At 71.9% G+C, this 21,803-nt stretch carries 20 protein-coding genes; 14 read left to right on the forward strand and 6 right to left on the reverse strand.

Features of this window, described 5'->3' with window-relative positions; all coding sequences use genetic code 11:
- The first annotated feature begins 74 nt into the window (after positions 1 to 74).
- The 3 genes from BLU02_RS04780 to BLU02_RS04790 all read left to right on the forward strand — a co-directional run bounded on the left by BLU02_RS04780 (position 75) and on the right by BLU02_RS04790 (position 2,980).
- Positions 75 to 1,064: a hypothetical protein gene (locus tag BLU02_RS04780; RefSeq protein WP_060923419.1), complete on the forward strand. Its 990-nt coding sequence runs from the start codon at positions 75 to 77 to the stop codon at positions 1,062 to 1,064.
- An 87-nt stretch (positions 1,065 to 1,151) separates the two neighbouring features.
- Complete coding sequence (locus tag BLU02_RS04785; RefSeq protein WP_370670667.1) at positions 1,152 to 2,741, forward strand: acyl-CoA carboxylase subunit beta; 1,590 nt, start codon at positions 1,152 to 1,154, stop codon at positions 2,739 to 2,741.
- A complete protein-coding gene (locus tag BLU02_RS04790; RefSeq protein ID WP_306304915.1) occupies positions 2,738 to 2,980 on the forward strand; it encodes an acyl-CoA carboxylase subunit epsilon in 243 nt (80 codons plus the stop codon). The genes BLU02_RS04785 and BLU02_RS04790 overlap by 4 nt, the downstream gene beginning before the upstream one ends.
- Positions 2,981 to 3,176: 196 nt before the next feature.
- Here BLU02_RS04790 and BLU02_RS04795 read toward each other — a convergent pair whose 3' ends face one another.
- Genes BLU02_RS04795 through BLU02_RS04810 form a run of 4 tightly spaced genes read right to left on the reverse strand, consistent with a single transcriptional unit; the run spans position 3,177 to position 7,368 of the window.
- Positions 3,177 to 4,199 carry a hypothetical protein gene (locus BLU02_RS04795; protein ID WP_060923422.1) on the reverse strand — a complete coding sequence of 341 codons (1,023 nt, stop codon included), beginning with the start codon at positions 4,197 to 4,199 and terminating at the stop codon, positions 3,177 to 3,179.
- A complete protein-coding gene (locus BLU02_RS04800; protein ID WP_083370891.1) occupies positions 4,196 to 5,431 on the reverse strand; it encodes a sensor histidine kinase in 1,236 nt (411 codons plus the stop codon). The genes BLU02_RS04795 and BLU02_RS04800 overlap by 4 nt, the downstream gene beginning before the upstream one ends.
- Complete coding sequence (locus BLU02_RS04805; RefSeq protein WP_060923517.1) at positions 5,421 to 6,080, reverse strand: response regulator transcription factor; 660 nt, start codon at positions 6,078 to 6,080, stop codon at positions 5,421 to 5,423. Before BLU02_RS04805 ends, BLU02_RS04800 begins: the two co-directional genes overlap by 11 nt.
- A 43-nt stretch (positions 6,081 to 6,123) precedes the next feature.
- A complete protein-coding gene (locus BLU02_RS04810; RefSeq protein WP_060923516.1) occupies positions 6,124 to 7,368 on the reverse strand; it encodes a class I SAM-dependent RNA methyltransferase in 1,245 nt (414 codons plus the stop codon).
- Positions 7,369 to 7,391: 23 nt separating this feature from the next.
- On the opposite strand from BLU02_RS04810, the gene BLU02_RS04815 reads away from it, so the two are divergent.
- The gene (locus BLU02_RS04815) at positions 7,392 to 8,027 is read left to right on the forward strand and encodes a Maf family protein (RefSeq protein ID WP_060923518.1); all 636 of its coding nucleotides are present in this window, start codon (positions 7,392 to 7,394) and stop codon (positions 8,025 to 8,027) included.
- A 78-nt stretch (positions 8,028 to 8,105) separates the two neighbouring features.
- Entirely contained in the window at positions 8,106 to 9,872 is a 1,767-nt protein-coding gene (locus BLU02_RS04820; protein WP_083370892.1) for an ATP-binding protein, read from the forward strand.
- Positions 9,873 to 9,954: 82 nt separating this feature from the next.
- Here the strand turns inward: BLU02_RS04820 and BLU02_RS04825 are convergent, their stop codons facing one another.
- Positions 9,955 to 11,403 carry an NAD(P)H-quinone dehydrogenase gene (locus BLU02_RS04825; RefSeq protein WP_060923621.1) on the reverse strand — a complete coding sequence of 483 codons (1,449 nt, stop codon included), beginning with the start codon at positions 11,401 to 11,403 and terminating at the stop codon, positions 9,955 to 9,957.
- Between the two features lie 48 nt (positions 11,404 to 11,451).
- Here BLU02_RS04825 and BLU02_RS04830 point away from each other — a divergent pair, with 48 nt between their 5' ends.
- From BLU02_RS04830 to BLU02_RS04840, 3 genes are read left to right on the forward strand one after another with little or no spacing between them, the layout of a single operon-like run.
- Positions 11,452 to 12,285 (forward strand): purine-nucleoside phosphorylase, encoded by an 834-nt coding sequence (locus tag BLU02_RS04830; protein ID WP_060923622.1) that lies wholly within the window; start codon positions 11,452 to 11,454, stop codon positions 12,283 to 12,285.
- The gene (locus tag BLU02_RS04835) at positions 12,282 to 13,952 is read left to right on the forward strand and encodes a phospho-sugar mutase (RefSeq protein WP_083370893.1); all 1,671 of its coding nucleotides are present in this window, start codon (positions 12,282 to 12,284) and stop codon (positions 13,950 to 13,952) included. The genes BLU02_RS04830 and BLU02_RS04835 overlap by 4 nt, the downstream gene beginning before the upstream one ends.
- A gap of 2 nt (positions 13,953 to 13,954) precedes the next feature.
- Positions 13,955 to 14,218 carry an HPr family phosphocarrier protein gene (locus BLU02_RS04840; RefSeq protein WP_060923560.1) on the forward strand — a complete coding sequence of 88 codons (264 nt, stop codon included), beginning with the start codon at positions 13,955 to 13,957 and terminating at the stop codon, positions 14,216 to 14,218.
- Positions 14,219 to 14,221: 3 nt separating this feature from the next.
- Here BLU02_RS04840 and BLU02_RS04845 read toward each other — a convergent pair whose 3' ends face one another.
- Positions 14,222 to 16,144 (reverse strand): BglG family transcription antiterminator, encoded by a 1,923-nt coding sequence (locus BLU02_RS04845; protein WP_060923561.1) that lies wholly within the window; start codon positions 16,142 to 16,144, stop codon positions 14,222 to 14,224.
- Between the two features lie 163 nt (positions 16,145 to 16,307).
- On the opposite strand from BLU02_RS04845, the gene BLU02_RS04850 reads away from it, so the two are divergent.
- Genes BLU02_RS04850 through BLU02_RS04875 form a run of 6 tightly spaced genes read left to right on the forward strand, consistent with a single transcriptional unit; the run spans position 16,308 to position 21,798 of the window.
- On the forward strand, positions 16,308 to 16,625 hold the full coding sequence (locus BLU02_RS04850) for a PTS sugar transporter subunit IIB (protein WP_060923562.1): 318 nt from the start codon (positions 16,308 to 16,310) through the stop codon (positions 16,623 to 16,625).
- A complete protein-coding gene (locus BLU02_RS04855) occupies positions 16,622 to 16,903 on the forward strand; it encodes an HPr family phosphocarrier protein (RefSeq protein WP_060923563.1) in 282 nt (93 codons plus the stop codon). Before BLU02_RS04850 ends, BLU02_RS04855 begins: the two co-directional genes overlap by 4 nt.
- Positions 16,900 to 18,585, forward strand: coding sequence for a phosphoenolpyruvate--protein phosphotransferase (gene ptsP, locus BLU02_RS04860; RefSeq protein WP_083370894.1), 1,686 nt, complete (start codon positions 16,900 to 16,902; stop codon positions 18,583 to 18,585). The genes BLU02_RS04855 and ptsP overlap by 4 nt, the downstream gene beginning before the upstream one ends.
- Positions 18,582 to 20,216, forward strand: a complete 1,635-nt coding sequence (locus BLU02_RS04865) for a PTS mannitol transporter subunit IIBC (protein WP_025105672.1) — start codon at positions 18,582 to 18,584, stop codon at positions 20,214 to 20,216. Before ptsP ends, BLU02_RS04865 begins: the two co-directional genes overlap by 4 nt.
- On the forward strand, positions 20,213 to 20,647 hold the full coding sequence (locus BLU02_RS04870; protein WP_025105671.1) for a PTS mannitol transporter subunit IIA: 435 nt from the start codon (positions 20,213 to 20,215) through the stop codon (positions 20,645 to 20,647). The genes BLU02_RS04865 and BLU02_RS04870 overlap by 4 nt, the downstream gene beginning before the upstream one ends.
- The gene (locus tag BLU02_RS04875; protein ID WP_060923503.1) at positions 20,644 to 21,798 is read left to right on the forward strand and encodes a mannitol-1-phosphate 5-dehydrogenase; all 1,155 of its coding nucleotides are present in this window, start codon (positions 20,644 to 20,646) and stop codon (positions 21,796 to 21,798) included. The genes BLU02_RS04870 and BLU02_RS04875 overlap by 4 nt, the downstream gene beginning before the upstream one ends.
- The last annotated feature ends 5 nt before the right edge of the window (positions 21,799 to 21,803 follow it).

Below are 21,803 nucleotides of genomic sequence, written 5' to 3' on the forward strand. Positions count from 1 at the left end.
CCCTCCGAGAGCCCCGTTCCGCCACGGACCGGGGCTCTCGGTGTTTTCGCGGTCGCGCTTCATAGGATCGGCACATGGCCCCCAAGGTGCACAAGATCCACTCCCTGCCGGACGACGCCCCGTGGGACAAGGGCGTGCCGCCGGTCGGCTCCCCCGAACACCCGATGATGGTCCGCGGGCTCGATCGGGTGCTGTCGATCCAGCGCCCGCTGGTGCTCGCCCACATCCGCAGCATCCGGCTCCGCAACCCGCACGCGACCCCCGACGAGATCATCCGGATCCTGGAGCGCCGCTATCTCGCAGCCGTCACGACGGGCGGGGCCGCGGTGGGGGCGACCGCGGTGGTCCCCGGTATCGGCACAGGCATCACGCTCGCCCTCTCCGGGGTCGAGACGGTGGGATTCGTGGAATCCACGGCCCTCTTCGCGCAGTCGGTCGCCGAGGTGCACGGCATCGCGGTGGGAAACCCCGACCGCGCTCGCGCACTGGTCATGACCCTCATGCTCGGCAAGGAGGGCGTCGACCTCGTCGGGCAGCTCGCGCGGCAGGTCACCGGTCGCGGCAGCAGCCGGTCCGCGTACTGGGGCGAGCTGGTGACGAAGTCGCTGCCGCGCGCCGCCGTGGGGCCGCTCGTGGACCAGCTCAAGGGGATGTTCGTGAAGCAGTTCGCGGCCAAGGGCGGGGCTTCCTTCATCGGCAAGGCGATGCCGTTCGGGATCGGCGCGGCGATCGGCGGCGCGGGCAACCACATCCTCGGACGCCGCGTGCTCACCACTTCCCACCGGGCCTTCGGAGCCGCACCGCTCACCCTCCCCGCGGAGCTGGAACCCGTGCCGGGCGCCGAGAAGGTGGAGCTGCGGATGCTGCGCGGAGCGCGCTACGCCGGCAACGCGGTCGCGGGAGCCGCGGGCACCGTGGCACGCGGCGCAGGCTGGGTCGGGCACCGCGTCGGCGAGATCGCCGGTCGCCGACGCGAGCACCCAGCGGAGGAACTCGACGCCGGTCCCGCCGATGGCGATCATGGGTTGCCGCCGCGACCGGGTTCGGACACGACCGCGGGGTGAGCGAGCGCGCACCTCGCCAAAGGATCCGCCGCCCCGTTGTGCCGATCATCCAACGGACGGCGCGAAGCCGACGCTAGGGTGGAATCCGTGACGGACAAGCCCGACCCCTTTACCACCGCCGGAAAGATCGCGGACCTGCGCGCTCGCTACACCGAGGCCGTCGTCGACGCCGAGGCGAAGGCGAAGGAGAAGCAGCACGCCAAGGGCAAGATGACCGCCCGCGAGCGCATCGAGCTCCTCGTCGACCCCGGCAGCTTCGTCGAGTTCGACGAGTACGTGCGCCACCGCACCACCGCGTTCGGCATGGACCGCTCGCGTCCGTACGGCGACTCCGTGGTGACCGGCGTCGGCACCATCCACGGCCGCACCGTCGCCGTGTACTCGCAGGACTTCTCCACCTTCGGCGGGTCGCTGGGCGAGGTCGCCGGCGAGAAGATCGTGAAGATCATGGAGTTCGCCCTGGCCGGCGGGATGCCGTGCATCGGCATCCTCGACTCCGGCGGCGCCCGCATCCAGGAGGGTGTCGTCGCGCTCGGCAAGTACGGCGAGATCTTCCGCCTGAACACCCGTGCCTCCGGCGTGATCCCGCAGATCTCGATCATCATGGGCCCGGCGGCCGGTGGCGCGGTGTACTCCCCCGCCCTCACCGACTTCGTCATCATGGTCGACAAGACCAGCCAGATGTTCGTCACCGGACCCGACGTGATCAAGACCGTCACCGGCGAGGACGTCGGCATGGAGGAGCTCGGCGGCGCCTACACGCACAACACCCGCTCCGGCGTCGCGCACTACCTCGCCGAGGACGAGGACGACGCGATCGACTACGCGCGCACGCTCCTCGGCTTCCTGCCCGACAACAACATGGCGGAGCTGCCCTCCTACGAGAGCGCGTTCGAGTTCGAGACCACGGACGCGGACCGCACGCTCAACACGCTCATCCCGGACTCCCCGAACCAGCCGTACGACATCCACACCGTGATCGAGCACGTCGTGGACGACGGCGACTTCCTCGAGGTGCAGCCGCTGTTCGCGCCGAACATCGTCATCGGCTTCGGACGCATCGAGGGCCGCTCGGTCGGCATCATCGCCAACCAGCCCTCGCAGATGGCGGGCACGCTCAACATCGAGGCGGGCGAGAAGGCGAGTCGGTTCGTGCGCTTCTGCGACGCGTTCTCGCTGCCGATCGTGACCCTCGTCGACGTCCCCGGCTACCTGCCGGGAACCGACCAGGAGTGGACCGGCGTCATCCGCCGCGGTGCCAAACTCCTGTACGCCTATGCCGAGGCCACCGTGCCGCTCGTGACGGTGATCCTGCGCAAGGCCTACGGCGGCGCGTACATCGTCATGGGCTCGAAGCAGCTCGGCGCCGACGTGAACCTCGCCTGGCCCACCGCGGAGATCGCCGTGATGGGCGGCCAGGGCGCCGTCAACATCCTCTACCGCGGGGAGATCCGCAAGGCGGAGGAAGCGGGCGAAGACGTGGCGGCGGTCCGCACGCGCCTCGCGAACGAGTACACCTACAACGTGGCCTCGCCCTTCCTCGCGGCCGAGCGCGGCGAGCTCGACGGGATCATCGAGCCGGCGAACACGCGGGTGGCCATCGCGAAGGCCCTGCGGGCGTTGCGGGGCAAGCGTGCCGAACTGCCCCCGAAGAAGCACGGGAACATCCCGCTGTGAGCGGCCAGGAACCTGCCGTCGACGGGGCGGCGCCCGCGCCCGTGATGCTGGAGGTCACCCGCGGCACCGCGACCGAGGAGGAGCTCGCTGCCCTCATCGCGGTTCTGGGGGACGCCTATGCGAACGAGCAGGCGGAGGCGACGGTCGAGGAGCCGCGGGTCTCCGCGTGGACCCGCACGCAGCGTCCGCTGCGTCGGCCGCTGCGCCGGGACATCCCCTGGGGACGTTTCGCCGGCTGAGGCCGGTGGCGGACTTTGTCCCCCAAAATACCTACAGACAACCGTTGCACGGGACCGCAGACTAGAGGAGACGCTTCGCGTTCGGCTGGTCTCTCTGTCCCAGGGTAGACAGACGCTGATCGGCCACCAGCGGACGGTTTTCGGGTAACTGTCCGCACGGCGAGGGGCAGGCGGATTCGCCGCCCCTCGCCCACTCTCAGCTCCGCGCGTCGGACGTCGTCCCGCGCCGCTCCCTCGTGATCTCGTGCCACAGGTCCACGGAATCGTCGTCCGATGCCCGCAGACCCGCGCGACCGACGACGGTGACGGCGACGAGCGGGTCTCGTGCGGAGCGGATGATGATGCGCCCGGTCCCGGCGCTACGGAGCACCGACGCGAGCTCGTCGCGGATCTCCATGCGTCGGCCCTCGTCGACGCCGTCGAGACCCCCCTCGTCGAACACCGTCACGGAGGCGCCGTGGCGGCGCGCGGCGTCGATCGCGTTACGGACGTCGTCGTTCAGGAGGTCCGCACCACGCAGCTCGTCGCGTAGACGCCCCTCCGCGAGCCGGGCCTCCAGCCGCTCATCGTCGTCGAGCTGGCCGCGTGACGCCACCACCCGGCTGAGCACGGGGCCCGCGACGGCGAGGGCGAACTGGGTGCGGAGGCGACGCTCGCGCTGGCGCACCCGTTGCGTCGCGTGCCAGGCCGAGACCGCCTGCTGGATCTCCGACAGGCGCTCCGTGTCGCTCACGGCGCGGTCCCAGAACATCACCAGGAGCTGGGCGACCGCGACCCACATGATCGACCCCACCACTCCGAGATTCATCGCCACCCCCAGGCCCAGGGCGAGGGATGCCGCGACCACGAGCACAGCGAGCGCCGCCCAGCCCGCCCACGCGCGGCGACGGACCACGCAGACGATGCCGAGCAGACCGAGGGCGCCGATGTACCAGGTGGCGAAGGGCGCCGTCCGATCGTCGGGGTCCAACGAGAGGGTGACCAGCACCGGGATGATCGTGCTCGCTCCGAGGGCGAGGAGCGCCGACCACAGCGGCATGCGTACCGTGGCCGGACTCCCGAGGATCGCGATGTTCACCACCACGAGGTACACGGCGATGGCGAGGACCATGAGCAGCGGAGCCGTCGGCTGCTCGATCCACCAGATCCCGCGTGCGACGAAGTACAGCGCGAAGCCGACGGCGAGCGTGGTGGCGACGCTGCGGACGGTCCGGTTCATGAGCGCTCCCACCCCAGGGTCACGACGGTGCCTTCCGCATCCGAGGAGATGTGCGCGGTCCCGGCCACACCGGCCATGCGGGCGAGGATCGAGGCGCGGATGCCGAGCCGGTCGGGACCGATGGCGTCGACGTCGAAGCCGCCGCCCGTGTCCGAGATCGTCACGGCGATGCCCTCGTCACCGTGACCGACGACGAGGATGTGCAGACCTCGACCGTGGGCGTGCGCGACCGCGTTCCCGATCGCCTGGCGGGCGGCGAGCACGAGCGCTCGCGCGGCACGCCCCGGGATGAGGCCGCTGCCGCCGCGCTCCTCCACGATGGCGTCCGCGCCCAGTTCGGAGAGCGCTCGTCGCAGCTCCACGACGATCTGCGCGGCCCCCACCGGCTCGTCGCTGCCCTCCTCCGCGACCGCGGCCTCGGTGTTCGCGAGCCGCGTGAGGGCCTCCCTGGCCATCGCCACGGCGAGCTCCCGTGCGCGCTCGCCCTCCGCGCGCTCGGCGGCGATGAGAGCGGCCAGGACGCTGTCGTGCATGAGCGCCGACATGGCGACCCTCTCCTCCTCCGCAGCCGCGGTCGCGGCCGCCGTCGCGTACGAGGCCACGGCGGTCCCCCGCGCCTCGTCGACGCCCGCGGCGACCGAGCGGAACATCCAGCCGAGCGAGACGATCACGACACCGAGGATCAGGGTGAAGGAGACGTCGAACGCCGTCGTCACCCAGAACTCCCGGGAGAACTCCCCCTGCACCAGACGCACGTATCCGTACACGAAGGGCACGCCGACGGCCCACGCGAACTGCAGCCGCACGGGGAAGGCGAGCATCGCCGCCACCACGCCCACGTTCACGAGGAAGAAGATCCACGGCTGGTCGCCCGCCACCTTGTCCGTAGGGTCGACGACGATGGGCCACGCTGCGAGCGCGAGCAGATACACAACGGCGAACACCCCCGCGGCCAGGCGCACGCCGCGTCCGATCAGACAGGCGACGAGCATCGCCGTCAGCGGTACGAAGACGCCAACGAGCATCGAGATGTGCGGCGCGTCTGCGCGGGACATCGTCTGCACGGCCGCGATCAGGGCCTGTGCCCCGAGCACGGCCGACCCCAGGGCGACGACGATCGCGAGGATGCGCTCCATCCGCTTGCCGGTGAACCGCTCGAAGCCGTTCTCCGCGCTGCCGGGAGAAGGGATCTTGCTCCAGGCGTCGCGGACGCTCAGCGGCTCAGCGGGCACTCGGCGCCCCGTCGGCCGTCACGATGCCGTCCTCCATCGCGCGCCGCAGCAGATCGACCTTGGTGGGCGCCGGCCGACCGACCTCGACGTACTTCACCCGGATCCGGGTGATGTTCTCCTTCGCCGTGGAGTACGCGACGCCGAGACGTTCGGCCACGGCCTTCAGCGGCAGGCCCGTCGCGTACAGACGCAGCACCTCCCGCTCGCGGCTGGACAGCTGCGCGTCGGCGAACGCGCGGTCGCCGTCGACCGCACTCGCCCATTCGACGTTGTTCAGCGCCTCGCCCTGCGCCACGGTGCGGATCGCGTCCAGCACGTCGTCGAGGGCCGACGACTTGCTGACGACACCGGCCGCCCCCGCCGCCAGGGCCTCTCGCACTGCTGCGGGCCGGTCGGCGACACTGTGGATCACGACGCTGGCGCCGTCGGCGACGAGGGACACGACGTTCTCCGTCACCGTCGTCCCGTCCCCCAGCGTCAGGTCGAGCACGACGACGTCGGCCGGCGGGGCGCCCGTGGAGGACCGCCACACGAGGTAGGAGCCGACCGTGCTCCCGGTGAACACGACGGTCTGCCCGTCCCTGGCGCACGCGGCCTCGAGGCCGAGGCGGACGGACTCGTGGTCGTCGATGAGGGCGACGGTGCTCATGCCCACAGCCTAGTGAGTCGCGGACCGGGGACCGGGAATGCGCTCACCGGGTGAGCAGGGCGACGACCTCGAAGTGGTGCGAGTGCGGGAACAGGTCGAACCCGCGGAGCGCGTCGATCCGCCACCCCAGGCCCCGGAAGGTACCGAGGTCGCGCGCGAGGGCGACGGGGTCGCAGGCGACGTAGGCGATCGCGGACGGAGCAAGCGCATGCACGCCCTCCACGACCGCGCGTCCGGCGCCGGACCGGGGCGGGTCGAGCACCACCGCCCCCGTCGCGCCCCCGCGTCGCGGCTGCTGCAGGAAGCGGTCGACCCGGGCCGTGACGGCGGTCACCTCGAGCGGGGCCAGGTTCGCGGCGGCGTGCTGCGTCGCGCGGCGGCTGGATTCGACCGTCACGACGTCGGTGCCGCCGAGATCCGCGAGAGTCCGCGCGAACAGACCCACACCGCCGTACAGATCGTAGTGCGTCGCGTCCGGCTCCACGTGTCCGTCGAGCAGCCCGTACACGGCGCCGTCGAGGACGGAGGCGGCGCGGGGGTGCACCTGCCAGAATCCGCCGGCGTCGACGTCGAACGTGCGGTCGCCGACGCGCTCCTGCACCACCTCGGGCTTCGGCCGGGGGCGGCGGTCCCTGGGATCCCGGCGCTCGGCCTCGGGGTGCCGGAGGATGCGCACGCGGCCGTCCGCGGGCTCCACGAGCTCGATGCGCCCGGGCTTCTCGCCCCGCAGGGCCAGGGCGGCCTCGGCGATCGCGGGGCGGGCGAGCGGGTAGGTCGAGACAGGCACGACGCGGTGGCTGCGGGCGGCGAAGGGACCGATCCTCCCGGCATCGTCGACGTGCAGGGTCACCCGCGTGCGCCACCCCGTCCCGTCGCCGGACTCCACGGCCTCGATCTCCGGGGCCTCGAGCCCGGGACCGGCGAAGCGGTCGAACGCCTCTGCCAGCACCTGTCGCTTGAGCGCGCGCTGGTGGTCGAGCTCGATGTGCCCGAGGTCGGCGCCGCCGGGTCGCTGGGCGGGGTCGTGCGCGACGTCCGCCTCCGGCCAGATGTGCGGCCGGCGATGCGGGGAGGCGTCGAGGACCTCGAGCGTCTCGGCGCGCCAGAAGCTCCGTGTGTCCGGCTCCCCGGCGGCGGGGGACGGATCCAGCAGGCGGGCACGGACGCGCTCGCCCGGGATCGCGTCCGAGACGAAGACCACGCGTCCCTCGTGACGGGCGATGAAGGTGCCTCCGTGGGCGATGCCGGTGATGTCGAGATCGAGCACGTCGGCTGCGGAGGAAGTCATCCTTCGAGGATACGGTGGTCTCCATGCGCGTCTGCCTCGCCTCCACCTCCCCCGCCCGGCTCATGCTGCTGCGTCAGGCCGGCGTCGAACCGCTCACGCTGTCGCCGGAGGTGGACGAGGACGCCCTGGCCGCCGCAGCAGAGGAGCGCATGGGTCCCCTCGCACCCGCCGACCTCGTGCTGCTGCTCGCCCGCGCCAAGGCCGCCGCCGTCGCCGAACGGCTGGCCGCCGAGGGCGTGTTCGACGGCATCGTGATCGGCGGGGACTCGATGTTCGCCCTCGGGGACCGGGTGTACGGCAAGCCCTACACGCCGGAGGAGGCCACGCGCCGGTGGCAGGAGATGCGCGGCGCGACCGGAGTGCTGCACTCCGGACACTCCGTGTTCCGCGTCTCCCCCGGCGCGGCTCTCGTCGAGGCGACGGCCGTCGCGGAGGCCACCGTGACGTTCGCCGATGACATCAGCGATGAGGAGATCGCCGCGTACGTGGCATCAGGGGAGCCGCTGCACGTCGCGGGAGCCTTCACCGTGGACAGCCTCGGCGGCGCCTTCATCACCCGGGTCGAGGGCGATCCCTCCACCGTGGTGGGCATGTCGCTATCCACCGTGCGCCGCCTCGCCGCCGACCTCGGGGTCCGGTGGACGGATCTGTGGTCGTAGACTCCCCTCCACGTTTTTCCCTCTTTCTTGTCGAGAGTCGTCAAAAGTATCGGGATGCTACTCGCTAGGCTGGCAACCATGCCTGAAATCGCGAAGGTGCTCGTCGCCAACCGCGGCGAGATCGCCGTCCGCATCGTCCGTGCCGCTCGTGACTCCGGGATCGCCTCGGTCGCCGTCTACGCCGACCAGGACAGAGACGCACTGCATGTGCGCCTGGCCGACGAGGCGTACGCGCTCGGTGGCGCGACCAGCGCCGAGACGTACCTCCAGATCGAGAAGATCCTCTCCGTCGCCCGCCGCGCCGGTGCCGACGCCGTGCACCCCGGCTACGGCTTCCTCGCGGAGAACGCCGAGTTCGCGCGCGCGGTGATCGACGCCGGGATGATCTGGATCGGCCCCTCCCCGGAGGCGATCGAGGCGCTCGGCGACAAGGTCACCGCCCGCCACGTGGCCGAGAAGGTCGGCGCGCCCCTCGCGCCCGGCACCCCCGGCCCCGTCTCCGGTGCCGACGAGGTCGTCGCCTTCGCGCAGGAGTACGGTCTGCCGATCGCGATCAAGGCGGCCTACGGCGGCGGCGGACGCGGCCTCAAGGTCGCCCGCGAGCTCGACGAGGTCGAGGAGCTGTTCGAATCCGCCACCCGCGAGGCCGTCGCCGCGTTCGGCCGCGGCGAGTGCTTCGTGGAGAAGTACCTCGACAAGCCCCGCCACGTCGAGACCCAGTGCCTCGCCGACGCCGAGGGCAACGTCGTCATCATCTCGACCCGCGACTGCTCGCTGCAGCGCCGGCACCAGAAGCTCGTGGAGGAGGCGCCGGCCCCGTTCCTCACGCCCGAGCAGAACGAGAAGCTCTACTCGGCGTCCAAGGCCATCCTCAAGGAGGTCGGCTACGTCGGCGCGGGTACGTGCGAGTTCCTCATCGGCGCCGACGGCACGGTCTCCTTCCTCGAGGTGAACACCCGCCTCCAGGTCGAGCACCCCGTGTCCGAGGAGGTCACCGGGATCGACCTCGTCCGCGAGCAGTTCCGCATCGCCGCCGGCGGCACGATCGACTACGACGACCCCCAGCCGCAGGGTCACTCCATCGAGTTCCGCATCAACGGCGAGGACCCGGGTCGCGGATTCCTCCCCCAGCCCGGCCCCATCCACGTCTTCAAGACCTTCGGCGGCCCCGGCATCCGCCTCGACTCCGGCGTCACCGCCGGGGACGCGGTGTCCGGCGCGTTCGACTCGCTGCTCGCCAAGATCATCGTCACCGGCAAGGACCGCGCCGAGGCCCTGGAGCGCGCGCGGCGGGCTCTGGACGAGTTCGAGGTCGCGGGTCTGCCCACCGTCATCCCGTTCCACCGCAAGGTCGTCCGCGACCCCGCCTTCACGGCGGAGGACGGGACGTTCGGGGTCTACACGCGCTGGATCGAGACCGAGTTCGACAACGACATCCCCGCGTGGGACGGCGAGCTGGAGGCTCCGGCTCCGGCGAACGCCCGGCACACCGTGGTCGTCGAGGTCGGCGGCAAGCGCCTGGAGGTCAGCCTGCCCGATCGCGTCGCGGTCGCGCCCGGCACCACCGGCCGCCCGGCGGCCGTCCCGCCGTCGCGCCGCAGCCACGCCACGGTCGCCAACGCCGGGGCCTCCGGCGACGCGGTGAAGTCGCCGATGCAGGCCACGGTCGTCAAGGTCGCGGTCGAGGAGGGGCAGCAGGTCGTCAAGGGCGACCTCGTCGTCGTCCTCGAGGCGATGAAGATGGAGCAGCCGCTGCAGGCGCACAAGGACGGCGTCGTCGGCAACATCGACGCCGCCGCGGGCACCACGGTCTCCGCCGGTCACCAGCTCCTCACGATCTCCTGACACGAGACCCCGCTTTCACGCCGAGACCCCGGGCTGCAGATGTCTGCAGCCCGGGGTCTCGGCGATTGCGGGGGGTCTCGGGTCAGGAGATGTTCACGAGGTGCATCGCGCGACTCGCATCGGTGATGCTGCTCGAGAGCGAGGGGTACGCGGCGAACACGCGGGAGACCTGGTCGACGGTGAGACGGCGCTCGACCGCGATCGCGATGGGGTAGATGAGCTCCGACGCCTTCGGGGCCACGATCACGCCGCCGATGACGGTGCCGGACCCCTTGCGGGCGATGAGCTTGACGAAGCCGTCCTTGATGCCCATCATCTTCGCGCGCGGGTTGGCGGCGAGCGGGAGCTTGTAGACCATGCCGTCGGCGAGGCCGTCCTCGACGTCCTTGACGCCGTAGCCGACGGTCGCGATCTCCGGCGCCGTGAAGATGTTGGAGGTGATCTTGATGAGCTCGAGCGGGATGACGATGTCGCCCAGCGCGTGGAACACCGCCGTCCGCCCCTGCATCGAGGCCACCGAGGCCAGCGGGAAGAAGTTCGTGCAGTCGCCCACCGCGTACACGTTCGGCACCGAGGTGCGCGCGACGCGGTTCACCCGGACGTGACCGGAGTCGTCGAGCTCGACGCCGGCCTCCTCCAGGCCGATGCCCGCAGTGTTCGGGATGGAGCCGACCGCCATGAGGCAGTGGCTGCCCTCGACCGTGCGGCCGTCCGACAGGGTCACGGTGACGCCGTCCCCGACGACCTCGACCTTCTCGGCCCGCGACTTGGACAGCACCTGCATGCCGCCGCGCTTGAACACCTTCTCCAGCACGCGCGCCGCATCCTGGTCCTCGCCGGGGAGCACCTGCTCGCGGCTGGAGACGAGCGTGACCTTCGCACCGAGGTTCATGTAGGCGGAGGCGAACTCCGCACCGGTCACGCCCGAGCCGACGACGATGAGGTGCTCGGGCAGCGCCTTCATGTCGTAGAGCTGAGTCCACGTGAGGATGCGTTTGCCGTCGGGCTTGGCGGAGTCGAGCTCGCGCGGCGAGGCGCCGACCGCGACGACGATGGTGTCGGCCTCGACGCGGTCGAAGTCCGTGCCGCGCTCGCCGGTGGAGACGACGATGGCGTTCGGACCCTCCAGACGGCCGTGACCGGAGAGGATCCGCACGCCCGCATCGAGGAGGGTGGTGCGCATGTCCTCGGACTGCTGACCGGCCAGCGCCACGAGGCGCTTGTTCACGGCGGCGAGGTTGATGGCGATCTCCGGCTTGAGCGGCTTGCCGTTCTCGCCCTTGGCGTAGAAGTTCACGCCGAGGTCGCTGGCCTCGGAGATGGCGACCGCGGCGTCCGCCGTGGCGATGAGGCTCTTCGACGGCACGACGTCGGTGAGCACGGCCGAACCGCCGACACCGACGCGCTCGACGAGGGTGACCTCCGCTCCGAGCTGGGCGGCTGCCAGGGCCGCCTCGTAACCGCCGGGTCCGCCGCCGAGGACGGCGACGCGCTGAGTGCGCTCGAAAGTGGTGGAAGACATGCTCTCCATTCTTCCGCAATCCTGGCACCGGAGCCTGCCACTTCCTAGAGTGGATCCATGCCTGAAACCCACAGCAACCCCCTCGATGACCCCGCTGCGAACCCGTTCGAGGTCGCAGCCGAAGCCGCCGCCGACATCGCGCGGCTGACCGGCGTCGAGAAGCACGACATCGCCCTCACGCTCGGCAGCGGCTGGGGCAAGGCGGCCGACCTCATCGGCGAGACCGTGGCGACGATCCCCGCGACCGAGGTCACCGGATTCTCGAAGCCCGCTCTCGAGGGCCACGTCGGCACGCTGCGCAGCATCCGGACCCCCGGCGGGAAGAACGTCCTCGTCATCGGCGCCCGCACGCACTACTACGAGAACCACGGCGTGCGCCGGGTCGTGCACAGCGTCCGCACCGCCGCAGCTGCCGGCGCGAAGATCATGGTCCTCACCAACGGCGCGGGTGGCATCCGCGAGACGTGGAAGCCCGGTCAGCCGGTGCTGATCAGCGACCACATCAACCTCACCGCCGACTCCCCACTGGAGGGCGCGACGTTCATCGACCTCACCGACCTGTACGCGAAGCGCCTGCGCGACATCGCCCGGACGGTCGACCCCACGCTCGACGAGGGCGTCTACACGCAGTTCCGCGGCCCGCACTACGAGACCCCGGCCGAGGTGCAGATGGCGAAGCACATCGGCGGCCACATCGTCGGCATGTCCACCGCGCTCGAGGCGATCGCCGCGCGCGAGGCCGGCATGGAGATCCTCGGGTTCTCACTCATCACGAACCTCGCCGCCGGCATCCAGCAGACGCCGCTCAGCCACGCCGAGGTCATCGAAGCCGGTCGCGAGGCGGAGCCGGTGATCTCCGCCCTGCTGGCCCGGGTGGTCGAGGCCCTGTGAGCGAGGAGCGGCTCGCCCAGGCCCGCGCCTGGCTGCGCCAGGACCCCGACCCGCAGACCCGCGACGAGCTCGCCGGCATCGTCACACGGGCCGCCTCCGGGGACGAGGCCGCCGCGGCGGAGCTCGACGACCGCTTCGGCAGTCGTCTCGCGTTCGGCACGGCGGGGCTCCGCGGCGCGCTCGGAGCGGGAAGCAACCGGATGAACCGGGTGCTCGTCTCCCAGGCCGCCGCGGGCTTCGCGGCGTACCTGCGCGAGCGGGCCGCCGGGGCGACGCCGACGGTCGTGATCGGCTACGACGGACGCCGGAACTCCCGGGTGTTCGCCCAGGACTCCGCGGAGCTGTTCGCCGGGGCGGGCCTGCGCGCGATCCTGCTCCCCCGCCTGCTGCCGACACCCGTGCTGGCCTTCGCCGTGCGTCACCTCGGCGCCGATGCCGGCGTGATGGTGACCGCAAGCCACAACCCGCCCGACGACAACGGCTACAAGGTGTACCTCGGCGGCGCGGATGCCGGCTCGCAGATCGTCGCTCCCGCCGACGCCGAGATCGCCGCCCACATCCAGCGGGTCGCGGACAGCGGCGACGTGCGGGCTCTGCCGCGGTCCACCGCCTACGAGACCGCGGGCGAGGACCTCATCGAGGCCTACGTCGCCGCCACCGCCGCCGTCGCCCCGGCGCCCGCGGGGGCCCGCCGCCTGCGCTGGGTCTACACGGCGATGCACGGCGTCGGCTGGGAGACGGTCGCCCGCATCCTCGACGCCGCCGGCTACCCGCGGCCCGTCGTGGTCGACGAGCAGCTGCATCCGGACGCGACGTTCCGCACGGTGTCCTTCCCGAACCCGGAGGAGCCGGGGGCCATGGATCTCGCGTTCGCCACGGCCAGGAGGGCGAAGGCGGACTTCATCCTCGCCAATGACCCGGACGCCGACCGCCTCGCCGTGGCCTTCCCGGACGAGACCGCCGCGGACGGCTGGCGGCGTCTCACGGGCAACGAGGTCGGCCTGCTGCTCGGTGCCCGCGCCGCGCGCGCCGCGGCCGGCACTCCCGGGGCCTCGCTCGCGTGCTCGCTCGTCTCCTCCCCCGGGCTCGGCGCCATCGCCGCGCAGCACGGGCTGGACTTCCACGAGACGCTCACCGGCTTCAAGTGGATCTCCCGGGCGCCTGGCATCGTCTTCGGCTTCGAGGAGGCTCTGGGCTACCTCGTCAACCCCGAGACCGTGCGCGATAAGGACGGCATCTCCGCCGCGGTCGCCGTGCTCGGGCTGGCCGCCGAAGCCCAGGAGCGCGGGCTCACCCTCGCCGATCTCGTCCGCGAGGTCGGCGACACGTACGGGCACTTCGCGAGCGCGCAGGTGTCGGTGCGGGTGGCGGACCTGTCGCTCATCGGCACGGTGATGCTGTCGCTGCGCTCGCTTCCGCCCACGCAGATCGCGGGGCGTTCGATCACGTCGGCCGAGGACCTGCTGCAGAGCGCTCCCGGGCAGCCCTCCGGCGACGTGCTGCGGTATCGGCTCTCGGACGGATCCCGGGTGATCGTCCGGCCGAGCGGCACGGAGCCGAAGCTCAAGGTGTACATCGACGCCACGGGTGATTCCGCCGAGGCGGCCGCGGCGGCCGTCGCCGAGCTGGAGGCGGGCGTCCGGGTCCTCCTGGACGAGCGCTCCTGACCATGCCCGTCCGCCATGTCGTCGTCAGTGCCCACAACGGCGTGCACGCACGACCGGTCGCGGAGCTCGTGCGCCTCGCGCAGGCGCACGAGCTCCCCGTCACGCTGCGCACCGCGGACGGCACGTCCGTGGATCTGCGCAGCGTCCTCGCGGTGATGGACCTCGCCCTCGCATCCGGCGACGCCGTGACCCTGGAGACGCCGGCCAGCCCGGCCTCGGAGAGCGTCCTCGACCAGCTCGTCCTCGTGCTCGCCCCCGACGCCTGAGCCTCAGCCGTCGATCACGGCGACGAGTTCGTCGAGGAAACCCTCGAAGGTCGCGCTGCGCCGGACGATCCGCTGCACGCTCTCGCGCTCGCTGAACACCTCCACGAGCTGCTCGAAGACGGTCTGGAAGGCGGCGCGGTCGCTCTCGCTGAAGGCGGCCAGCGCGACGACCTGCACCCTTCCGTCGCCCCAGGCCGCCGACCCCTCCGCCACGCCGAGCGCGATCGCCGTGCGGGCCGCGGTCATCTGCAGCGCGTGCGGCACGGCCAGCGCGTCGGTGAACGCCGTGGAGGACATGCGCTCCCGGACGATCGTGTTCTCCACGTAGTCGTCACCGATCAGGCCGGCCCGCACGAGCGGCGCGCCGAGCCGCCGGATGATGGCATCCTCGCCGTCATCCGGGAGGGGATGCACGAAGGCGTCGGGGTGGAAGTAGCGCGCGAGCTCCTCCCGGAGCCGGGCGAGCCGTCGCCCCCGGCGCAGGCGCCCCGCGGCCTGCTGGATGCGGTCGACGTCCGCGTCGGTGAGGAACGGCTGGATGCGCACGAAGCGGTCGCCCGCGGCCCCGGGCTCGATCGTGCTCAGCACGAGGTCGGTGTCGAACGACGCCCAGTCCGGGTCGACGTTCGTGACGACGCTGGTGACCTCGATCGCGGAGCCCAGGGAACGGTCCACGCTCGAGCGCAGGAGTTCGTGGAGCTCGTAGTAGCCGGGGCAGACGATGGTCGCGGTGAGGATGGACTCCGCCTTGCGGCTCCGTTCCAGCCGGCCACCGACGTGCATGGCGATGTAGGCGATCTCGTCATCGTGGATGGGCGTGCCGAGCCGGTCGTGCAGACCGCTCGCGATCGACACCGCGACCTCGAAGATCATCGGGTACGTCGTCTTCAGCGAGCGGGTGAGCGGATTCCGGGTGAGCGCACTCTCCTCGGCACGACGCAGGAGGTTCTGCACGTGCAGGGCGAGACGGAGCACGAAGGTCTCGTCGACGAGGTCGACGCGGTAGTCCTCCGCGGCCCGCGCGATCTCCGCTCGGACCGCCGCCTCCACGTCCGGGGCGACGCCGCTGCGGGCGAGCTCCTGCGCCGCCTCGCCACCGGGGGCGACGATCCGGGTGAGGACCAGGGAGGCGAGGTGACCGCTGTCCCCCTCGCCAAGGACCACGGCGAAGTGCTCGGCCGCGAGGCGGGCGATCACCGCTCCCACCCGCGGGATCTCCGGTCGGGCTCCCACCGGCGGCGCGTCGAGGGCGCGCCCGGCGGCTACTCGCTCGGCGGCGATCGCGATGTGCAGCAGGACGTCGGCGATCGCGAGCTCGTTGACGTAGTAGCCGAGCTCGCCGAGCTCTCCCACCAGGGCGGACTTGAAGGGTCCGACTGCCTGCGCATCGACCGCGGTCCCGGAGAGGGCTCGCCGGAAGATCTCGGGGTGGAACGAGGCGTCGTCCATCTCGTCGTGCGCGAGGCGGCTGAGCAGCCGGCGCTGGGCAGCCTCGTCTCCGCGGAGCCGCACCCGCTCCCGTGCACGTTCGAGAGCCAGGTCGGTGCCGTCGAGGAGGCCGCGCACCCGCACGAGGTCCGCCTCCAGCGTCGCCTCGCTCACGTGCAGGGCGTCCGCCGTGTCGAACACGTCGATCCCCTCCTCCTCGTCCAGCAGCAGCCGGACCAGGGCGTGCAGCCGTTCGCGGGGCGCGGAGTCGCCGCCCTGCCGCACCCGGAGCGCACCACGGGCGCCGGGGCCCGCCCGATAGCCCGCCGGGCCGGACTCGACGACCGCGGCGCCGGGCGTGCGGGCGTTCAGGGCCGCGACGTAGGAACGGATGCTCCGGGGCGTCACGCCGAGGAGGTCGGCCAGCGTGCCTGCGGTCGCCCAGCCCTCCTCGCGCAGCAGGGCGGCGAGGAGCTGGTCCTGACGCTGGCGCGACATGATCCCTCCGAGTTCCCGTGCTGACGGCACTGTCCGACTGCTCTCCATGATGACAGCCTCCGGCGACACGGGCGCGGCGAGCAGGGTTCCGCAGGGGCGGAAGAGAACGTGTTGGTGCCACCGCGGCCTGATTTCCCAGACTGTTCTCAGGAAGGTGACATCGATGAGGATTCTCGTGGTCTGCGGCGCCGGCGCGTCGAGCACGTTCGTCGCACAGCGCCTGCGCACCGCCGCCGCCGCGGCGGGACTGGACTGGGACGCGGACGCCGGGGTCGAGAGCACCGTCCCCGTCGGCGGGCACGACCTCGTCCTCGTGGGTCCGCACCTCCGTGAGCGCCTCGGCGCCATCCGCGACCTGACCCGCGCGCCCGTCGCGGTCCTGCCGGACGACGTGTTCGCCGATCGCGACGGCGGCCGCACGCTTCTCCTCGCCCAGTCGACCCTCGCCGCTGCCGGCGGGGCCCCGAAAGGAACACCATGACCGCCACCCGCACCGTCCGCATCGGCTCCTCGCACGGACTGCACGCCCGGCCCGCCAAGATCTTCGCGCAGGCCGCGAAGGACTCCGGCCTCGCGGTCACGATCGCCAAGGATTCCGGCAAGCCGGTCAACGCCGCGAGCATCCTCGGGGTGATCGCCCTGGCCATCGAGCGCGGCGACTACGTGACGCTCACGGCCGAGGGCGACGGCGCGGAGGGCGTCCTGGACACGCTCACCGAGCTGCTGACCACCGACCACGACCAGGACGCCGCCGGATGAGCGCGCTGCGAGGGGTGGGGATCGGTCTCGGCGTCGCGCAGGGACCGGTCGTCCGCATGACCGAGGCGCTGCCCGCGCCCGAGAACACACCGAGCACCGCGGGGGCGGATGCCGAGCGCGCGCGGGTCCGCGAGGCCGTCGCCGTCGTTGCGCAGGAGCTGACCCAGCGCGGCGAGGCCGCCGGTGGTGCGGCGCAGGAGGTGCTCGAGGCGCAGGCGATGATCGCCGAGGACCCCACCCTGCAGGACGAGGTCGACAGCAGGATCGACGCCGGCGCCACCGCGGAGTGGGCCGTGCACGACGCCTTCGCCGGCTTCCGGGCCACGCTCGAAGCCGTCGGCGGCTACCTCGGCGAGCGCGCCGCCGATCTCGACGACATCGCGCAGCGGGTGCTCGCCCGGCTGCGCGGCGTGGAGGCCCCCGGCGTCCCCGATCCTGGGCACCCGTTCGTCCTCGTGGCGCGTGACCTCGCGCCCGCCGACACTGCGCTGCTGAACCTCGACCAGGTGCTCGCCCTCGTCACCACCGACGGCGGCCCGACCTCCCACACGGCGATCCTCGCCAGGGAGAAGGGCATCGTGGCCGTGGTCGGCGTCGGCGACGGGCACGCCCTGACGACCGGGGAGACCGTGATCGTCGACGCGGCCGCGGGTGTCATCACCCGCGAGCCGACCGACGACGAGCGCGCCCGCGCCGCCGAGCGCGCCGCCGCCCGCCGCGCCGCCGACGACGCCCCGCTCACCCCCGGTGCGCTCGCCGACGGCACACCGGTCGCGCTGCTCGCGAACCTGGGGAAGCCTGCCGATGCCGCCGACGCGGTCGCTCGGGGGGCCGAGGGCGTCGGCCTGTTCCGGACGGAGTTCCTGTTCCTCTCGGCGTCGCAGGCGCCGACGGTCGCCCAGCAGCGGGACGCCTATCGCGAGCTGCTGGAGGCGTTCCCCGGCAAGAAGGTCGTCGTGCGGATGCTCGACGCGGGGGCCGACAAGCCGCTGGCCTTCCTCAACGACGCACACGAGGAGAATCCGGCCCTGGGACTGCGCGGCCTGCGGGCACTCCGCGCGAGCGAGGACATCCTCCGCGAGCAGCTGACCGCGCTGGCCGAGGCCGACGCGGCGACCGACGCCGACCTGTGGGTCATGGCACCCATGGTGGCCACCGTCGAGGAGACCGTGTACTTCACCGGCCTCGCCCGCGAGTACGGGCTGAAGACGGCCGGCGTCATGGTCGAGGTGCCCTCCAGCGCCCTGCTCGCCGACCGGGTGCTCGCGCACGCCGACTTCGCGTCGATCGGCACCAACGACCTCACCCAGTACACGATGGCCGCGGACCGGCTGCTCGGTTCCGTCGCGTCGTTCCAGGACCCCTGGCACCCCGCGGTGCTGCGCCTGGTGCGCGAGGTCGGTGCGGCCGGTGCCCGTCTCGGCAAGCCGGTCGGCATCTGCGGCGAGGCCGCGGCCGATCCGCTGCTCGCCGTCGTCCTCGTGGGCCTCGGTGCGACGAGCCTGTCCATGGCACCGTCCGCCCTCGCCGACGTCCGTCAGGCGCTCGCCACCCGGACTCGCGACGATGCCCTCCGTCTCGCGGAAGCCGCGCTCGGCGCGGACGACGCCCCCTCCGCCCGCACCGCTGCGGCGGCCCTCGCCGCGGCACTCCCCCCTCATCAGAAAGAGACCACATCATGACGACGACGTCACCCGCCGCCACCGCCCCCGGTGGCCTCCGCGTGGGCGTGCAGCGTTTCGGCACGTTCCTCTCCGGCATGATCATGCCGAACATCGCGGCCTTCATCGCCTGGGGCTTCATCACGATGCTCTTCATCCCGAAGGGCTTCTTCGGGGCCGAGAGCCCGTTCGGCTGGCACTGGGCCGGCGTCGCCGAGATCATCGGCGGCGGCGGCGACTCCGCCGTCCTCGGCTGGCAGGGCGCGATGACCGCGGTCGCTGAGGGCGCGGACGGCAACATCCTGGCCTACGTCGGCCTGGTCGGGCCGATGGTCACCTACCTGCTGCCCCTCCTGATCGCGAACACGGCCGGACGCATGGTCTACGGCGAGCGCGGTGGCGTGGTCGCGACGATCGCGACCGTCGGGGTGATCGTCGGGACGAACATCCCGATGTTCCTCGGCGCCATGATCATGGGCCCGATCGCCGCGTGGATCATGAAGCAGGTCGACAAGCTGTGGGACGGCAAGATCCGCCCCGGCTTCGAGATGCTCGTCAACAACTTCTCCGCCGGCATCCTGGGCATGATCCTCGCCATCGTCGGGTTCTTCGCCTTCGGCCCGGTCATGCTCGGCATCAGCGCCGCGCTGGGGGCGGCCGTCGACTGGCTCGTCTCGCTCAACCTGCTGCCGCTCGTGTCGATCATCGTCGAGCCGGCCAAGGTGCTGTTCCTCAACAACGCCATCAACCACGGCGTGTTCACGCCGCTGGGGATCGAGCAGGCCGCCGAGACGGGCAAGTCGATCCTCTTCCTCATCGAGGCGAACCCCGGCCCCGGCCTCGGTCTGCTGCTCGCCTTCACCTTCTTCGGGGTCGGCGCGGCGAAGGCCTCGGCTCCCGGTGCCGCCATCATCCAGTTCTTCGGCGGCATCCACGAGATCTACTTCCCGTACGCGCTCAGCAAGCCGACCACGATCCTCGCGCTCATCGCGGGTGGAGCGGCCGGTGTGACGACCAACATGGTGCTCGGCGGCGGACTCGCCTTCCCGGCGGCCCCGGGCAGCATCATCGCCGTGACCGCCGCGGCCATCGGCCCGGGCGTCGCCAACCTCCTCGTCGTCTACCTGTCGGTCATCATCGCGGCGACCGTGACGTTCCTCATCACCGGCGTCATCCTGCGGGCCTCGCGCAAGCGCGACCTCGCTGCCGAAGGCGACGCGTTCGGCGCGGCCATCGCGCAGACCGAGGCGAACAAGGGCAAGTCGTCCGCGGCGATGGACGCCCTGCGCACCTCGACCGCGACGACGGCTCCGGAGACCACGCCGGCTCCCGCCACCACCGCGGTCGCGGCGGCCCCCATCGAGACCATCGTGTTCGCGTGCGATGCCGGCATGGGCTCGTCCGCCATGGGTGCCAGCGTGCTCCGCAACAAGCTGAAGAAGGCCGGCATCGAGGGCGTCACCGTCACGAACGCCGCCATCGCCAACCTCGACGGCGCCGCCGACGTGGTCATCACGCAGCAGCAGCTCACCGACCGGGCCACGGCGAAGTCGCCGGACTCCCTGCACGTCTCGGTGGACAACTTCATGAACTCGCCGAAGTACGACGAGGTCGTCGAGATGGTCAAGGAACAGCGAAAGGACGAAGAATGAGCGTTCTCACTGCCGAGCAGGTCCGCATCCACCCGGGAGGCGCGTCGCGCGACGACGCGCTCCAGGAGGCGACGGACATCCTCGTCGCCGCCGGCGCGGTGACCCCGGCGTACGTCGACGCGATGCGCCAGCGCGAGGAGACCGTGTCGACGTACATGGGCAACGGGCTGGCCATCCCGCACGGCACGAACGAGGCGAAGGACGCCATCCTCGCCTCCGCCCTCTCCGTCGTCCGCTACGACGGCGGCGTCGACTGGGACGGCGAGCAGGCGCGGTTCGTGATCGGCATCGCCGGCGTCGGCGACGAGCACCTCGACATCCTGTCGCGCATCGCGATCCTCTTCTCCGAGGAGGACGACGTCGCGCGGCTGGAAGCGGCGGCAACGCCGGACGAGCTGTTCGCTCTCCTCTCGGAGGTGAACGAGGGATGAAGGCGGTCCACTTCGGGGCGGGCAGCATCGGGCGTGGTTTCGTCGGCCTGCTCCTGCACGAGGGCGGCTACGAGGTCGTGTTCAGCGACGTCGCCGACGCGCTCGTGGAGGCGATCGACCGGGCGGACTCGTACACCGTGCACGAAGCCGGCCCCGGAGGGACCGACCACGTCGTCTCCGGGTTCCGTGCGGTGAACAGCCGCACGGACCCCGCCGTGGTGGCGGAGGAGGTGGCGACGGCCGACGTCGTCACGACCGCCGTCGGCCCCACGGTGCTGCGGTTCGTCGCCCCGTCGATCGTCGCCGGGCTCGCGCTGCGCTCCCCCGAGGCCGCGCCGCTGCAGGTGATGGCCTGCGAGAACGCCATCGGCGCCACCGATCAGCTGCGGCAGGAGATCGTCGCCGCGGCAGGGCCGGACGCCGATACGCTGCTCGGCCGCGCCGTGTTCGCGAACACCGCCGTCGACCGGATCGTGCCCGCGCAGCCGGAGGGCGGCGGCATCGACGTCACGGTGGAGCCGTACTTCGAGTGGGCGATCGAGGCCCGGCCGTTCGGCGACACCCCGCCGCGCATCCCCGGCGCCCATTTCGTCGACGACCTCGCGCCGTACATCGAGCGCAAGCTCTTCACGGTGAACACCGGTCATGCCGCCACCGCGTACTTCGGTGCGCGGGCGGGCGTCGAGCGAATCTCGGACGCCCTCGCGGACGAGGCGATCGCCGCGCAGGTCTCCGCCGCGCTGGAGGAGACCTCGGCGGTGCTGGTCGTCGAACACGGTCTCGACCCCGCGGAGCTGGCCCAGTACCGCGCGACCATCCTCGAGCGGTTCCGCAATCCCGCGCTCGTGGACACCGTGCAGCGCGTCGGCCGTCAGCCGCTGCGGAAGATCTCCCGGCACGAGCGCTTCATCGGTCCCGCGGCGATGGCGGCCGAGCACGGCCTGTCGACGGACGCCCTGGTGGCGGCCGTCGCCGCCGCGCTGGAGTTCGACGACCCCGCCGACGAGCAGGCGGTCGAGCTGCAGACCCTGCTGCGCACCGAGGATGCCGGCGGATTCACCGTCCGCACCACGGGCCTCGATCCGGAGCACCCGCTCTTCCCTGCCGTCCGCGACGCGGTGGCGCTCCGGCAGGCGGCCCTCGCCGGCTGAGAGGA

The sequence above is a fragment of the Microbacterium paraoxydans genome, assembly GCF_900105335.1.
In the GTDB taxonomy this organism is placed as follows: domain Bacteria; phylum Actinomycetota; class Actinomycetes; order Actinomycetales; family Microbacteriaceae; genus Microbacterium; species Microbacterium paraoxydans.